This is a genomic window from Amycolatopsis sp. NBC_01307 (assembly GCF_035975215.1).
In the GTDB taxonomy this organism is placed as follows: Bacteria; Actinomycetota; Actinomycetes; order Mycobacteriales; family Pseudonocardiaceae; genus Amycolatopsis.
In genome coordinates this window covers 7723140-7738624 of sequence record NZ_CP108403.1, presented here as the reverse complement: position 1 = coordinate 7738624, position 15485 = coordinate 7723140, and the positions used below count along the sequence as shown (strand labels likewise).

Sequence of the window (15485 nt, the reverse complement as noted above, 5' to 3'; positions counted from 1 at the left end):
ATGTCAGCTGGCAGTCGCCTGGGGGGCGATCATCGACGCGGCGTCGACCGCCGTGTTGATGGCACCCAGCTGCAGCAGCAGGTCGGGGACGCGCTGCATGCGCCGGGCGTCCAGAACCGAGCCGTAACCAGGGATCGTCAGCAGCTTCGCGGTGTCTTCGTCGATCTTCGCGTACTTGACCAGCAGCGGCTCGACCTTCGAGCGGTCGTTGATCGCGTCGCGGGTCGCCTTCTGCATCGCGCGCTGGAAGGCCGCGAGGGTCTTCGGGTTGTCCTGGACCCACTTCTTGGGGGCGCCGTAGCCGGTCAGGGGGAAGTCCTGGCTGGCCCCGGTGTTGATGTCGATCACCGGGGTGGCGCCGACGTTCTTGGCGGCCTGGGTGATGAACGGCTCCGGCAGGTACGCGGCGTCGACCTGGCCCTGCTGCAGCGCGGCCGCGATGTTCGGCAGCGCGAGCGTGACCCACTGGACCTTGTCCGAGGGGACACCGTGGTCCTTCATCACGGACTTGGTCAGCAGGTCGGAAGCCGTGTTCTTGGCCGTGATGGCGATCCGCTTGCCGGCGAGGTCGGCGACGGTCTTCACCGGCGAGTTCGGCACGGTGACGATGGCGTTGCTCTTCGCGTTCACGGAGGAACCGTCGGCGACGAGCTGCATGTCGGCGGCACCGGTGCTCTTCGCGATGAAGAACGGCGTATAGGTGGAGAGAGCGATGTCGGCTTCGCCGGAGATCGACTTGGTCATCGAGGCCTGGCCGCTGGCCGCGACCACGGACTTGACGTTGAGGCCCTCGGCCTTGAAGTAGCCGCCGTCCTGGGCGAGCCAGAACGGGCCAAGGTCGGTGGTCGGCAGGATGGAGACCGTGATGTTCGGCTTCTCCAGGCCACCCCCGTTCGACGAGGCGTTCGAGTCGTCCGAGCCGAGCGCGCTGCAGCCGCTGGCGACTGTCACGGCGGCGGCGGTGAGGGCGAGCCCGAGCGCGGCACGGCGAGTGCGAACCCGGCCACTGCTCCTGGCGTTTCCAAGCAAGGCCTGCTCCTTGACGAAGGTGACGGTTGGTGTACCGAATCCAGTGAAAGTGCGTGACTCATTGTCCGGAGACACGCGGGCCACTGTAGACAGCGTGACAGCCTGCTCACAACGGGTGGAAGCAATACCCGGACGAGTGGTGCGCATCACTCTTTGGGCCTCTGGTCTAGACCCGCTGCTCCACTCGCCGTAGCTGAACACCCAGCGTGGGACCCGGATCCGCAAAAAGGGATCACCAGTTGCGCGTCGACTGAGCGAACGCTGTGCAACATCCTGCGCGTGTTGTCGGGAGGGTTACATCTTCCCCGGCCGTTCGCTACCCTCTGCACCTGCGGGGAGGTTTCAACCTCCGATGTAGTGAGAGAGAGTCCCTGGATGGCCGATCAAGAAGACCCACATTGGTCTACCAGGACACGCTGTGCTTTTCCTGAGAGATTCGCCCCCGCAGTAGAGACCACAGCCAGGCCGGGCAGAGCCGCCGCGCCGGTGGGATAGGCCGACATAGACCGATGCAAGATCAGCGCAGGGACCCGACCGTGATGCTCCAGCTGAACCGATTCCGCCCGCGAGGGCGGCGTTCGGGCACCCCCGTCGAAGACGATCTTTTCACCCGTACGGGTACCGTCTCGCGCTGGGCTCCGACCGACCGGCCGGTGCGCCGGTATGCCAGGAGCGTGCGTACGAGTGGCTGAGGAGAACGTGATGCGCCCCGGCGGGCGCTGGACCGACCAGGGCTTTACGAGCACGAACGATGATGGTGGTGCGGCGGTGCCGAACGAAGACGCCGCGGGGGTGGGAGGGACCCCTGCGCAGTCGCCCGGAGCGAATCCGGGGAAGAAGTCCGGATTTTTCTCCGGCATGCGTGACTGGCGGCTGCGGTCCAAGCTGGCCGCGGTCCTGATCATCCCTACTCTGACCGCGTCGGTGCTGGGTGCACTGCGCGTGGTCGACGACGCCCAGCAGGCGGCGGAGTTCCAGCGCACCGCCGACCAGGTCGCGTTCGCGGTCAAGGTCACCACGGTGGTGCACGAGCTGCAGAACGAGCGCTCGCTGGCCGTCGCGCGGATCTCGTCCGCCAACCAGTTGCTGCAGACGGGGCTGGACGCGCAGATCGCCAAGGTCGACCGCGAGGTCACCGACCTCAAGGGCGCCGCGTCGACGTTGAAGAACGACGACCAGGCCACGACCGACCGCTACGCCCGCGGCATCCAGCGCCTCGACGCGCTGCGCCCGCTGCGTGCGGCCTACGGCGCGCAGAACGGCCTGCCGGACATCACCGTCATGACGGCGTACTCCGGCATCGTCGACGCGCTGATCGAGCTGGGCCGCGAGGTGACCACCGCGGTCACCGACCGGGACGTGCTGCGCCTCGGCACCAGCACGCAGGCGATCAGCGAGGCCAAGGAGTTCACCGTCCGCGCGGACGCCGACCTGCAGATCGCGGCGTACCGCACGAACTTCCCCGGTGACCTCCTGGACCAGACGCGTGCGGCGGCGTCCAGTGCGGACGCCTCGGTCATCTCGTTCCTCGCGAACGCGGACGACGACCAGCGGCAGCTCTACAACGACACCTACTCCGGTCCGGAGGTCGACGACCGCCGGCGGATCCAGACCAGCGCGTTCGCCTCCGCCCAGCTGGGTGAGGCGCCGAGCATCGAGCCTTCGACCCTCAGCAAGGACAGCACGGTCTCGGCGGACAAGCTGCACGCCGTCGAGTCGAACCTGCTGGCCCAGCTGAAGACCCGCGCGGACGACCTGGCCACCGCGGCCGTCAACTCCGCCTGGATCGGCGGTGCCATCGTGCTCGCCGCGCTGGCCGCCGCGATCGCGCTGATGCTCATCGTCGCCCGCCTGATGCTGCGCCCGCTCCGGGTGCTGCGGAAGAGCGCGCTGGACATCGCGTACACCCGGCTGCCCGAAACCGTGCAGAACATCCTCGACGACCCGGACCCGGTCGGCGCCTCGAAACGCGCCGTCCAGCCCGTGCCCGTCGACTCGCGCGACGAGATCGGCGAGGTGGCGCGCTCGTTCGACATCGTCCACGAGCAAGCCGTCAAGATGGCCGCCGAGCAGGCCCTCCTGCGCGAGAACGTCAACGGCATCTTCGTGAACCTCTCGCGCCGGTCGCAGCGGCTGGTGGAACGCCAGCTCGGCGTCATCGACCGGCTCGAGGCCGACGAGCAGGACCCGGACCACTTGGCCAGCCTGTTCGAGCTCGACCACCTGGCCACCCGGCTGCGGCGCAACGGTGAGTCCCTGCTGGTGCTTTCCGGCGCCGGCCTGGCCAAGTCCGTGCCGAAGCCGGTGCCCGCCGCCGACGTCATCGGCGCCGCGGTGTCCGAGATCGAGCAGTACGCCCGGATCGAGGTCGGCATCGTGCCCGACGTCGCGGTCCAGGGCCTCGCGATCCACGACCTCGTGCACGTCCTGGCCGAGCTGCTCGACAACGCGACCTACTTCTCCGAGCCGGAGACGAAGGTCATCGTGCGGGCGGTCGTCACCCGGCGGAAGGCGCTCGCCATCCAGGTCACCGACCACGGTGTCGGGATGGGCGACGACCGGCTGGCCGAGGTCAACGCGCGGCTCGCCGAGCCGCCGGACCTGGACGTGTCGGTGACCCGGCGAATGGGCCTCTACGTGGTGTCGCGGCTCGCCAAGCGCCACGGCATCGAGGTCCGGCTGCGCGAGAACGAGGACATCGAGGGCGGCGTCATCGCCCGCGTCGTCGTCCCGGCCGAGCTGCTCACCCAGCTCCGCCCGGGCATGCCGCGCCAGCAGCTGACCCAGACGCCGCCGCCGCAGAACCGGTCCGAGACGTCGATGTCGATGCCGAGCATCCCGGTGCCGTCGATCCCCGACTACGAGCAGACGCAGACGCACCACCACACCCCGCCGCCGCCATCGGCCCCGCCGGTGCACGAACCGGTCGCCAACCAGGGTGGGCTGGTCCCGCTGGACCAGCCGATCAGCCTGGACGACCTGGTCAGCGGCGGGCGTGCGGCAGGCCCGTTCCTGTCGCCGGAGCTGCCGAAGCCGGAGACGCCCGCGTGGCCGACGGCCGAGGACCTCGCGCCGCTGACGCCGTCGCCGAACGGCGACGGGGCCAGCCACAGCGCGGACACCCGGTTCCAGCCGCTGGTGCTGCCCAAGCGCGAGCCGAAGTACGTCCCGCCGGAGGAGCCGCCCCCGCCGCCACCCGTGGCGGACGTCGGCTCGTCGGCGCTCGAAGACGATGTACCCACCCGGCGGCTGCCCATCTACCAGTCGGTGCTGTCACGCTGGTTCAGTGAGGGCGACGAAGCGGGCGCGGCCGATCCGGTGCCGGCTCAGGCCGACGCCGCGGCCGACCCGATGCTGCCACCGCTCAACGGGCTGGCCGACGAGCCACGGCACGAGGCTCGTCGCGAGCCCGCACCGCGGTACGAAACCGAGCGCGAGCCCGTTCGCGACCGGGAGCCCGTCCGTGACCGTGAGCCGGTCCGCGACCGCGAACCCGTTCGTGATCGCGAACCCGTCCGGGACCGCGAGCCGGAGCCCGAGCGTGTCGACGAGCTGCAGCCGACCGCGGCGACGAGGCACCCGCTTCTCCCGCCCGACGACGGCTGGCACAGTGCCTCCGACGAGGGCTGGAACGCGGCTCAGTCGCTGCTGGAGGCGAAGGACGAGGAGATCACCCCGGCCGGGCTGCCCAAGCGCGTCCCGAACGCCTACCTGGTGCCCGGGTCGATCAACAGCCCCTCGTCCGACGCGCCGGCGCAGAACAACTTCGCGGACAACACCGGTGGGAGGCCCGGAACGGGTGTGATCACCCGCTCGGCGTCCACGGCGCGGAGCCGGATGGCAAGCTTCCAACGTGGCTACACGTCCGGACGGCACGCGTTGAAGGAACGCACGGACGAAGACGGTGTGTTTCCGATGAATGGCAACACCACAGACAGCAGTGAGGAGTGAAAGTGACACGGGCGGGTGCAATGCAGCCGGGTGGCTCCGCGCAGCCGGGTGGCTCCGCGCAGGCCAAGGCGGGTAATACCGGCAGCTTCGCTTGGCTGATCACGGATTTCGTGCACCGGGTGCCCGGCGCGGCCCACGCGGTCGTGGTGTCGGCGGACGGTCTGCTCCTGGCGGCCTCGCGCGGCCTCCCGAAGGACCGGGCGGACCAGCTGGCGGCCGTCGCGTCGGGGCTCACCAGCCTCGCGCGGGGTGCGGCCAAGGTGTTCGAGGGCGGCACGGTCGCACAGACCGTGGTCGAGATGGCCAACGGCTTCCTCTTCCTCATGGCGGTTTCCGACGGTTCCTGTCTCGCGGTGCTCGGGTCACCCGAAAGTGACATCGGCTTGGTCGTCTACGAGATGACCCTGCTGGTGGAGCGGGTCGGCCAGCAGCTGACACCGGAGATGCGGGCGCAACTGCAGGGCGCAGCGGTCCGCCGCTGACGACCGGGGAACCGAGGAGAGAGCCGTGGACGACGGGCGCTTGAGGGGCGATGGCCGGCTCGGTGACGACTTCTCCGGCGGGTGGTCCGAGCAGCCGGGGCCGGACGACGGCCGGGAGGACTGGCAGTCGTTCCGGGAACGCGTCGACCGTGAGTGGCGGCAACGGCGGGTCCAGGGTTCCGACAGCGACCCCGTCCGGGAACCGCCGAACTGGCTGACGGACTCGAACGCGGGGCAGGAGCCGATCCGGCCCATCGAGCCCGGCAGCAACGGGTACCGCGACCGCCTGCTCGGCGGTCCGGGTTCGGAGCTGTTCGGCGGCGCGAGCGGGCCGTTGTACGACGCGGCGGACTTCGCCGCGTACAGCAACGACCGCGAGCGCGACTACACGTCGGGACCGGACTCCGGGGAGCTGGCCGCGGCACTGCCGCGACAGGCCCACCAGGAGTACGTCGACGAGCCACCGCCGCCGACGGAGATGGAGACGTCGGGCCTGGTCCGGCCGTACTTCCGGACCCGCGGGCGGACGAAGGCGACACTCGATCTGGCGATCGAGACGTTGATCTCGACCAGCGAACAGGGCCGGTTGCTCGACCGGGTCCGGGTGCCCGAACACCGGTCGATCTGCGACCTGTGCTTCGACACCCGGTCGGTGGCCGAGGTGGCGGCGCTGCTGCGGCTGCCGCTCGGTGTGGTGCGGGTGTTGATTGGTGACGTGGCGGGGCTCGGGCTGGTGCTGGTGCACTCCAGCAGCCAGACCGTGGGTGACCGGCCGAGTATCGAGTTCATGGAAAGGGTGCTCAGTGGGCTTCGGAGAATTTGACTCCGACGCGAACGCGCCGCAGGTGACGGGTCCGACCTCGTCGGCCAAGATCGTGGTCGCCGGCGGGTTCGGTTCGGGGAAGACAACGATGGTCGGGGCGATCTCGGAGATCGACCCGCTGACCACCGAGGCCATGATGACCGAGGCGAGCGTCGGACACGACGACACCTCGGCGACGCCCAACAAGACCACCACTACCGTGGCGATGGACTTCGGGCGCATCTCGCTGGACTCGGACCTGGTGCTGTACGTGTTCGGTACGCCGGGTCAGCACCGGTTCTGGTTCATGTGGGACGACCTGGCGGTCGGGGCCATCGGCGCGGTCGTGCTCGTGGACACGCGGCGGCTGGCCGACGCGTTCCCGTCGATCGACTTCTTCGAGAACCGGAAGCTGCCCTACGTCGTGGCCATCAACTGCTTCGACCGGTTGCTGCACCACCAGATCGAGGACGTCCGGCACGCGCTGACCATCGCGCCGTCGGTCCCGATCATGGCGTGTGACGCGCGCGAGCGCGACTCCGCCAAGCAGGTGCTGATCTCGGTCGTCCAGCACGCGATCGCGCACGATTCGGCGTTGCGCGCGGGATAGCCCGATGACGCCCCGAACCGGATGCGGCCGTTGGAGTGAACTCCACGTGCTTCACCCACCTCGGGGGAAGCGGCCGCCGTCCGGAGCGGGGCTCGGGGCGGCGCGTTCGGCACCGTCGACGGCCGGGTCGTCCCGCTGGACGGCCCGGACCTCGGCTGACCTGCGCGGACACCGCGTCGCCACGCATCGTCGCCGGCGGCGCGGAGTGTCGCTCGAACGCGTGGACCCATCCGGGTCAATGCGGTGCGCGAGCATGCGCACACGTAGAGTGCGCGGCGGCCATCCGGTCGCGGACTCGACACCGCCGTCGGTGCGAATACGCTTGAGGGAGGCGCCGTCGACCGGCCACTCCGGTGTGCGGCGCGCGGCGCGGCACGAGCAAGGAGGGGTAGTGGTGACGGCATCCGGCCAGGGCACGTTCGGCTGGCTCATGACGGAGTTCGTGCGCCGGGTACCCGGCGCCGCCCACGCCGTGCTGGTGTCCGCCGACGGTCTGCTGCTGGCGCCGTCGGAGGGCCTGCCCCAGGAGCGCGCCGAGCAGCTGTCCGCGGTGGCCTCCGGACTGCTCAGCCTGACGCACGGAGCCGCACGCTGTTTCGAGGCGGGCGGTGTCAACCAGACGGTAGTGGAGATGGAGCGCGGCTACTTGTTCCTGATGTCCGTTTCGGACGGCTCGTCGCTGGCGGTGCTGGCCGCGCCGACGTGTGACATCGGCACGGTCGCGTACGAGATGACCCTGCTCGTCGAGCAGGTCGGCCAGCAGATCACCCCCGAGCTGCGCGCGCAGCTGCAGGGCGGCGTGCGTGGGTAGGACACGATGAGGATTTCGGGATTCGACGATCCGGACTCCACCGGCTGGGACGCACTGCACCGCGGCACCGAGCGCGAGGGTTTCGATTCGCCGAGCAAGTTCGACATGTCGACGTTGTCGACGATCATGCCGCGCCGGAAGCGGCAGACGCCGCCGCCTCCGCAGCCGCGGCCGGACCCGCAGGGCTACACCGACGAGGACACCCGCGAATGGGGCTCCTCGGCGGCCGCGACCCCCGATGACGGCTACGAAGACGACGCTTACCAAGACGACGGTTACGACACCGGCTACCACTCCGGTTACGACGACGGCGGGCACGCCGCCGGCCGGCCGGAATGGCGGGACGAGCCGCGCTACGAGCCGGAGCCGCCGCCGCTGGAGACCTGGACGCCGCCGCGTGGCGCGGGCCGTGCCCCGGCTCCGCGGCCGCCCGCACCCCGGCCGCCGGCCCCGCGCCCGCCCGCGTCCCGCCCCCGGGCCCAGGCGCCCGCGCCGTCGTGGGCCCCGCCGGTCGACCCGCGCGCCGGCTGGACGCCGCCGCCGGACCCGGAGACCCGCTGGATCCCGCAGCCGCCCGAGCCCTACGGCTACGACGAACCGGCCCCCTGGAACGAGCCCGCCGCACGCGTGGCGAGCCCGGTCCCGGTGGCTTCGGCCGGTTCGCGGGTGCGCCCGTACACCCGCACCGGTGGCCGCACCCGGTCCGACCACAACCTGGCGCTCGAGGCCCTGGTCTCGACGTCCGACGACGGCCGCCGCTACCGCGGTGTCCGGTCGGTCGAGCACCGCCGGATCTGCGACCTGTGCCTCGACACGCGGTCGATCGCGGAGATCGCCGCGCACCTGCGGCTGCCGCTGGGCGTGGTGAAGGTGCTGGTCGGGGACATGGCCGACATCGGGCTGGTGCTGGTCCACCACACCGAGCTGATCCTGGGCGACCGCTCGTCCCGCGACTTCATGGAACGCGTCCTGGCGGGCCTGCGGGCCCTGTAACCCGACCTGCGCCACACCCGTCGTGAGTGGTCAGGGCGGTTAGAACCGCCCTGACCACTCACGACAAGCTGCGGCAGGCTCAGGGCGTGAGGGTCAGGGCCAGTGTGTTGCCGGGCCCCGGGACCGCCGCGTTGACCGGGGCCGTCCCCGGACCGCAGTTCGCGAAGGTGCCGATCGTGTAGGTCGACTTCAGGTGGCCGCCGGTCGAGAGCGTGAAGTCGGCCGACGTGATCTCCGTCGTCACCGGCTGGGCGGTGCCGCACGCGGGGCCGACGTCGTACGGGGCGCCGCCGACCGTGACGTCCGAGACGCGCACCGGCCAGGTCGCGGTGCCCGTGAACCCGCCGAACGACGAGCCCTCGATCCGGGCCGGGCCGAGCGTCACCGTGGCGCTGACCGCGCCGCTCGTGACCCGCGCCGACGGCAGCGTGAACGTCCCGTAGTAGGTGTAGGGCCCGATGTCGGTGTACATCTCGACCGTCCCCGGCCCGAGCTTGACGTTCGCGTCGGGCTTCGCGACGTGCGTGGTGCCCACGACCGCGTACTTCGTGTAGACCGGCGGTCCGACGGCGCTCGCCGTCCCGGCGAACCCCAGCCCGCTCACCACCACCGCCGCGGCCACCGCGGTCACGCGTGTTCCTCGCTTCATGGTCCCTCCCCTGACTTCCGAAGGACCCAGGCTTACCACGTCGGCGCGCAGTCCGGTGCCGATTCACCGGATCGCGGGTGATCAGTCCTCGACCAGCGCCGCCGAGGTGATGCGGTGCAGGGAGTAGCGCTCGTTGTTGTCGCCTTCGAGGATCCCGCCGCCGACGCGGATGGGGCGGACGACGCGCTGGCTGGCGGTGCCGCGCGAGTCGACGAAGCCGATCCAGACCTCACGGCGTTCGAGCGTGGCCCGGGACAGCAGCTCGAGCGTCGCCGACGTGTCCGCGCCGCCGCCGCCCGGCGCCTTGACCGTCGAACCCCGGCGCCGCGCCGAGGCCGCGTCGCCCGCGCGCAGGTTGGAGACGATCCGCTCCGCCTGGTCCTCGGTCAGCACCGCCTGCTCGCCCGGGTTGCGCCGGGGCGCGCGGGCCTTCGCCGGCAGCCGCCTGCCGCCGGGGCGGATGTCGACGACCCGGCCGTCCGGGCCCTCCGCGGCCGGGGCGAACCCGGCGCCGCGCAGCCCGGTCAGGACCTCGTGCAGGGGATCCGGGCTGATCACGACGGTCGGCGCGATCAGCCGCAGGTCGTGCTCCGCGGCGATCGGGTGGGCGAGCACCTCGGCCAGCAGCGCCTCGTCGTCGCACCGCAGGAACGACGCCGCGACCCCGCCGCGCAGCCGCCCGTGCCGCCGCGCGACGTCGTCGACCAGGTAGCTCAGGCCCTGCGGCACCGGCGTCGCGGACTTCGCCTTGAACAGCGCGTGCAGCTCGTCGGCCGTCCGGCCGGTGTCGAGCGCGCGCCGGACCGAGCCTTCGGTGATCCGGTAGACCGTCGCGTGGCCGGCCGACTCGATGTCGGCGACCGCTTCCATCTCGGTGGCCAGTTCCGGTTCCAGCGGCCCCGGCGCGACCACCGTCAGGTCGGCCTGGAGCAGCACGTGGTTCACCGGCGCGGGCAGCGCGTCCAGGATCGCTTCGACGGCGGCCGGGCGGTCGTCGGCCAGCAGCGCCCGCGTCGCCGTCGTGACGCCGCCGAGCCCGATCAGGCCGAGCGCGCTCGCCTCGGCCATGGTCCAGCGCACCGTCTCGTCCCGCAGCCGCCCGCCACGGCGGGGGGCCCGCCAGGCGAGCACCGCGACCAGCTCGTCGACGCTCTTCACCCCGGCGCCCTCGGGCAGGGCCGCCAGCGTGGCCAGCACGCGGCGGCGCGCGACCGGCGCCAGCGGCCGCCGGAGCTCTTCGGACAGCGGCGCGACCGGCTTGTCCTTGGCGTCGCGGCCGCCGGCGAGCCCGGGCAGCCGCGGCAGCTCGAGCCACGCCTGCGCGAGCGTCATCCAGCGCTGCGCGGTCGGTGACGCGAGCCAGGAGTCGGTCAGCGTCGTCGGCACCCATTCGGGCACGCTCGCCTCGCTGTCCGCGACGAGCCCGGCCCCGACGGCCAGCTCGGCCAGCAGCGTCGCCTGCGTCTCGTCGATCTCGAGGTCCTTGGCCAGCTTCTTCAGCTCGCGCACGCCGAGGCCGCCCGACTTGAGCACCGGGGGCGGCGCCGCCGACCACCCGCGCAGCAGGGATTCGGTGTGGCGCAGGAACTCCATCGCCTCACCGGCCGCGGCTTCGTCCAGAGTGGACGCCCGGTGCGGGTGCACCGGCAGCTCGGGCTCGGTGAGCGTGCCCGGTCCGAACACCCCGCCGCGCACCGCGACCCCGAGCTCCATCGGCAGCTCGACGGTCTGGTCGTCGCGCCGCAGCAGCAGCCCGCGGGCGAGCAGCTTCTGCACCGGCGTTTCGGCCTTCTTCAGCGTGAGGTCGATCCCCGCGTCGCGGGTGCGGCCGATCGGCGGGCCCGCGGCCAGCGCGTTCAGCACGCCGCGTTCGTCGTCGGACAGCTCGGCCAGCCGCGCCTCGAGGTCTTCGCCGGCCAGCGCCGGCGACGGCGTGCCCAGCCCGGCCGGGAACGGCCCGAGCGCCTCCCGGACCGCGGGCGGCACGCGCAGCGCGTCGTCCGAGCCCCAGACCAGCGCCCGCGCGCGGAGCCGGGTCAACGGCGCCGCGATGTCGGCGCCGACCAGCTTCGCGACGTCTTCGACCGGCACGGGGTCGCGGTCCGCGCCGGTCAGCAGGCACGCTTCGAGCACGGCCAGTGTGACGGTGTCGAGGTCTTCGCAGGCACGCGCGACCGAGCCCGGGGTGCCGGCACGGGTGGCCAGCACCGTGCTGTCGGAGGGCGGCGGCGTCGACAAGTCGCGACGCGTGCGGAGCAGCTCTGCGAGTGCGGCGTCGGGCTCCGCACGCAGCCAGTCCGCCAAGGAGGTCGCGGGCATAGAAGGACCAGGGTACCGGGCGGTTGGCCGAGCTCGCCTCGGCTCGGGCAGACTGTCACCGAGAACAAGGACGGCTGTGTGGGAGGACGTTGTGGCCAAGGGCGAGAAGAAGCACAAGGGTGTCGACCCGACCTGGCCGGGCGAGGCCGGTGAGCACCCCGTGACCGAACTGGCGTCGGACCGCCAGGGCGCGCTGTCGCCGTTCGGGGATCTCACGTTCCCGCTCGACACGGTGCCCTACGTGCACCCCGAGACCGAGATCAACCGCTGATCGCATAGTTACTGGTCAGTACCGGTATCGGGGCCTCGTGAGGGCGGTCACGGGAGTAGGTTCGCTCCCGTCCCAAGCCCTCTTTCCCACGTGGGAGTAAGCCATGCCGGTTCCCGGTCCCGGATATTCGATCACCGTCCGGGTCGAGGCCCCGGCCTCGTCCAGCGCGGCCGGTGACCTCACCACCGCCGTCGGGCGCGTCGGTGGCGTGCTGACCGCGTTCGACGTCGTGGAGTCCCACTCCGACTCGATCGTGGTCGACATCAGCGCCAACGCGCTGTCGGAGAACCACGCGAACGACATCACCCAGACGCTCGACTCGCTGCCCGGCGTCAAGGTCCGCAAGGTCTCCGACCGGACGTTCCTGATCCACCTCGGCGGCAAGATCGAGGTCACCCCCAAGGTCGCGCTCCGCAACCGTGACGACCTCTCCCGCGCCTACACCCCGGGCGTCGCGCGCGTCTGCCAGGCGATCGCGGCGAACCCCGAGGACGCCCGGCGGCTGACCATCAAGCGCAACACCGTCGCGGTGGTCACCGACGGGTCCGCCGTGCTCGGCCTGGGCAACATCGGCCCCGCCGCGGCGCTGCCGGTGATGGAGGGCAAGGCGGCGCTGTTCAAGAAGTTCGCCGACGTCGACGCCTGGCCGGTCTGCCTGGACACCCAGGACACCGAAGAGATCATCATGATCGTCAAGGCGCTCGCGCCGGTCTACGCGGGCATCAACCTCGAGGACATCGCCGCGCCGCGCTGCTTCGAGATCGAGAAGCGGCTGCGCGAGCAGCTGGACATCCCGGTGTTCCACGACGACCAGCACGGCACCGCGATCGTGGTCGTCGCCGCGCTGCGCAACGCCCTGCGCGTGGTCAAGAAGAACATCGAGGACTGCAAGATCGTGGTCAGCGGCGTCGGCGCGGCCGGCTCGGCGATCATCCGGCTGCTGCTGCGCAAGAACCCGGGCGACATCGTCGCCGCGGACATCGACGGCATCGTCCACTCCGCGCGCGGCAACCTCGACGACAACCTGACCTGGATCGCGTCGCACACCAACGCCGAGCAGGTCAGCGGCACCCTGCACGAGGCCCTGGTCGGCGCGGACGTCTTCATCGGCGTCTCGGCGCCCAACCTGTTCGGCGCCGAGCAGGTCGCGACCATGAAGGACGACGCGGTCGTCTTCGCGCTGGCCAACCCGGACCCGGAGATCGACCCGCTCGAGGCGCAGCAGCACGCGGCCGTCGTCGCGACCGGCCGCAGCGACTTCCCGAACCAGATCAACAACGTGCTGGCCTTCCCGGGCGTCTTCCGCGGCCTGCTCGACGCGCACGCCAACAACATCGACGACGACATGCTGCTGGCCGCGTCCGACGCGATCGCCGACGTCGTCGACAACGGCAAGCTCAACGCGTCGTTCATCGTGCCGAGCGTGTTCGACAGCGCGGTGGCGCCCGCGGTCGCCGAGGCGGTGCGCAAGGCCGTCCGCGCCGAGCGCTGAGTCACCATTTCGGCTGATCTTCGAATCCGTCCCCGGACGGACGACGGCGGTGTTCCGCGCGCCCTAGGCTCTTGGCCGTCCCAAGAGACCAACCGGCGAGCACCGGCGCCCGGGACCCCCAGCTCGCGGCGCCGGTGCGAAACCGGTCACCTGCTCTTCGCCCTGCACCGGCGGAAAGTAGCCTCGGCTGGTGAGTGAACTCAGCCACGTCGACGAGACCGGCGCCGCCCGGATGGTCGACGTCTCCGGCAAGACCGCTTCCGCGCGCACCGCGCTCGCGGCCGGCACCGTGCGGACCACCGCCGAGGTGCTCCGGCTGCTCGCCACCGACGGCCTCCCGAAGGGTGACGCGCTGGCCACCGCGCGGATCGCCGGGATCATGGGCGCCAAGCGGGTGCCCGAGCTGATCCCGCTGTGCCACCAGATCGCGTTGTCCGGGGTCAAGGTCGAGTTCGAGCTCGGCGAGGCCGAGGTGCGGATCCGCGCGACCGCCAAGACCACCGACGTCACCGGCGTCGAGATGGAGGCGCTGACCGCGGTGGCCGTGGCCGGGCTGACCGTGCACGACATGATCAAGGCCGTCGATCCGGCGGCGACGCTGGACGAGGTCCGCCTGCTCCGCAAGGACGGCGGCAAGACCGGGACCTGGGAGCGGCCGTGAAGCGCACTGCGCGGGTGATCGTGGCGTCCAACCGCGCCGCGAAGGGGATCTACGAGGACAAGACCGGCCCGGTGATCGCCGCCTGGCTGGCCGATCGCGGGTACGACGTCCCGGCGCCGGTCGTGGTCGAGGACGGCGACCCGGTCGGGGTGGCGCTGCGGGCCGCGCTGGCCGACGGCGTGGCCGTCGTGCTCACCACCGGCGGCACCGGGATCTCGCCGACCGATCGCACCCCGGACGTCACGAAGGCGGTCTTGGACCACGAGCTGCCGGGCGTCGCGGACGCGATCCGCGCGGCGGGCCTGCCCAAGGTGCCCTCAGCGGTCCTCTCGCGCGGTGTGGCCGGGGTTGCGGGGAGGACCCTCGTCGTGAACCTCCCGGGCTCCAGCGGCGGCGTCAAGGACGGTTTGGGTGTCCTCGACGGCATCCTGGACCACGCCGTCGACCAGCTGGCCGGCGGCGACCACCCGCGCGCGGTCCCCACGGGCCCGGCGGTCCGCGTCGCGCGGGCGCTGGTGGCCTCGGAGCCGCTCTCGGTCGAGGAGCACGCCCGCCTGGTCGAGGACGACGCCGCGGGCGCGGTGGTGACGTTCGCCGGCGTGGTCCGTGACCACGACGGCGGCAAGGGCGTGCGCGACCTGACCTACGAGGGCCACCCGAGCGCGAGCCAGGTCATCGCGGACGTCGTGGCCGACCTGTCGGCCCGCTGGACCGGCGTCCGGGCGGTCGCGGTCAGCCACCGCATCGGCGCGCTGACGATCGGCGACGTCGCGCTGGCGATCGCGGTGGCGGCCGAGCACCGCGGCCAGGCGTTCACGGCGTGCGCGGAGCTGGTGGACGAGGTCAAGGCCCGGCTCCCGGTCTGGAAGCACCAGCACTTCACCGACGGCACGGACGAGTGGGTCAACTCGCCCTGACGTGCGGTCAGCCCGCCGCGGGGGCGATCCGGAAGACCGCGACCCGGTCGGCCGCCGCGGCGAACTCGTCCGGGTCCGCTTTCGTGACGATGCCCAGCTTGACGAACATCGGCACCCCGTGCGGGACCTCGCGCGGGAATGCGCGCACGACCTCGCGGCGCAGGCCGGGGTCGGTGACCTCGGTGAGCGTCACCGGCTGCCGGCGGCGGCCGCGCGCGAGCTCGCCGCGGCCCGCGGCGCGGACGTTGCGTGCCCAGTCGGACTCCGGCAGGCCGGCGATGACGTAGCGGTGGCCGTCGACGGTCAGCGGGGAGACCGGCGTGGCCCGCGGCGCACCCGAGCGGCGGCCCGGGACCGTCAGGACGTGGATGGTGCCGAGGGGCAGCCCGGCCCGCGTCAGCAGGCGGATGAGCCGGTTGGCGGGCCGCAGCCAGCCGGGGAGGGTCGTCACGAGAGCAAACCTTTCGACGATCGAAGGAGTTGCCCGTCAAGGTAGAC

The 15485-nt window shown here is 71.8% G+C and carries 14 protein-coding genes; 10 read left to right on the top strand and 4 right to left on the bottom strand.

All coding sequences use genetic code 11. The features are described from left to right. Positions 1-3: 3 nt before the first annotated feature. On the bottom strand, positions 4-1029 hold the full coding sequence (locus OG439_RS33845) for an ABC transporter substrate-binding protein (RefSeq protein WP_442792354.1): 1026 nt from the start codon (positions 1027-1029) through the stop codon (positions 4-6). A gap of 702 nt (positions 1030-1731) precedes the next feature. On the opposite strand from OG439_RS33845, the gene OG439_RS33840 reads away from it, so the two are divergent. From OG439_RS33840 to OG439_RS33815, 6 genes are all read left to right on the top strand, one after another. Continuing rightward, positions 1732-4980: a sensor histidine kinase gene (locus OG439_RS33840; protein WP_326951684.1), complete on the top strand. Its 3249-nt coding sequence runs from the start codon at positions 1732-1734 to the stop codon at positions 4978-4980. Positions 4981-5000: 20 nt separating this feature from the next. Beyond that, positions 5001-5462: a roadblock/LC7 domain-containing protein gene (locus OG439_RS33835; protein WP_247063745.1), complete on the top strand. Its 462-nt coding sequence runs from the start codon at positions 5001-5003 to the stop codon at positions 5460-5462. A gap of 25 nt (positions 5463-5487) precedes the next feature. Next, positions 5488-6285 carry a DUF742 domain-containing protein gene (locus OG439_RS33830; protein WP_326944717.1) on the top strand — a complete coding sequence of 266 codons (798 nt, stop codon included), beginning with the start codon at positions 5488-5490 and terminating at the stop codon, positions 6283-6285. Further along, entirely contained in the window at positions 6266-6874 is a 609-nt protein-coding gene (locus OG439_RS33825; RefSeq protein WP_247017872.1) for a GTP-binding protein, read from the top strand. The genes OG439_RS33830 and OG439_RS33825 overlap by 20 nt, the downstream gene beginning before the upstream one ends. A 394-nt stretch (positions 6875-7268) precedes the next feature. Further along, a complete protein-coding gene (locus tag OG439_RS33820) occupies positions 7269-7685 on the top strand; it encodes a roadblock/LC7 domain-containing protein (RefSeq protein WP_247063729.1) in 417 nt (138 codons plus the stop codon). 6 nt (positions 7686-7691) lie between these two features. Further along, the gene (locus tag OG439_RS33815) at positions 7692-8678 is read left to right on the top strand and encodes a DUF742 domain-containing protein (RefSeq protein ID WP_326944716.1); all 987 of its coding nucleotides are present in this window, start codon (positions 7692-7694) and stop codon (positions 8676-8678) included. 79 nt (positions 8679-8757) lie between these two features. Here the strand turns inward: OG439_RS33815 and OG439_RS33810 are convergent, their stop codons facing one another. Both OG439_RS33810 and OG439_RS33805 read right to left on the bottom strand, forming a co-directional pair. Next, positions 8758-9327, bottom strand: coding sequence for a hypothetical protein (locus tag OG439_RS33810; protein ID WP_326944715.1), 570 nt, complete (start codon positions 9325-9327; stop codon positions 8758-8760). A gap of 81 nt (positions 9328-9408) precedes the next feature. After that, on the bottom strand, positions 9409-11646 hold the full coding sequence (locus OG439_RS33805; RefSeq protein ID WP_326944714.1) for a helicase-associated domain-containing protein: 2238 nt from the start codon (positions 11644-11646) through the stop codon (positions 9409-9411). A 91-nt stretch (positions 11647-11737) separates the two neighbouring features. Between OG439_RS33805 and OG439_RS33800 the strand changes: the two genes are divergently transcribed. From OG439_RS33800 to OG439_RS33785, 4 genes are all read left to right on the top strand, one after another. Further along, positions 11738-11917 carry a hypothetical protein gene (locus OG439_RS33800; protein WP_247058525.1) on the top strand — a complete coding sequence of 60 codons (180 nt, stop codon included), beginning with the start codon at positions 11738-11740 and terminating at the stop codon, positions 11915-11917. Between the two features lie 103 nt (positions 11918-12020). Beyond that, positions 12021-13409 (top strand): NAD-dependent malic enzyme, encoded by a 1389-nt coding sequence (locus OG439_RS33795; protein ID WP_247058523.1) that lies wholly within the window; start codon positions 12021-12023, stop codon positions 13407-13409. 190 nt (positions 13410-13599) lie between these two features. Then, the gene (moaC, locus tag OG439_RS33790; RefSeq protein ID WP_247058521.1) at positions 13600-14070 is read left to right on the top strand and encodes a cyclic pyranopterin monophosphate synthase MoaC; all 471 of its coding nucleotides are present in this window, start codon (positions 13600-13602) and stop codon (positions 14068-14070) included. After that, entirely contained in the window at positions 14067-14987 is a 921-nt protein-coding gene (locus OG439_RS33785) for a molybdenum cofactor biosynthesis protein MoaE (protein WP_326944713.1), read from the top strand. Before moaC ends, OG439_RS33785 begins: the two co-directional genes overlap by 4 nt. Before the next feature lie 7 nt (positions 14988-14994). Here the strand turns inward: OG439_RS33785 and OG439_RS33780 are convergent, their stop codons facing one another. Continuing rightward, positions 14995-15438, bottom strand: a complete 444-nt coding sequence (locus OG439_RS33780) for a nitroreductase family deazaflavin-dependent oxidoreductase (RefSeq protein ID WP_326944712.1) — start codon at positions 15436-15438, stop codon at positions 14995-14997. Positions 15439-15485: the final 47 nt, after the last annotated feature.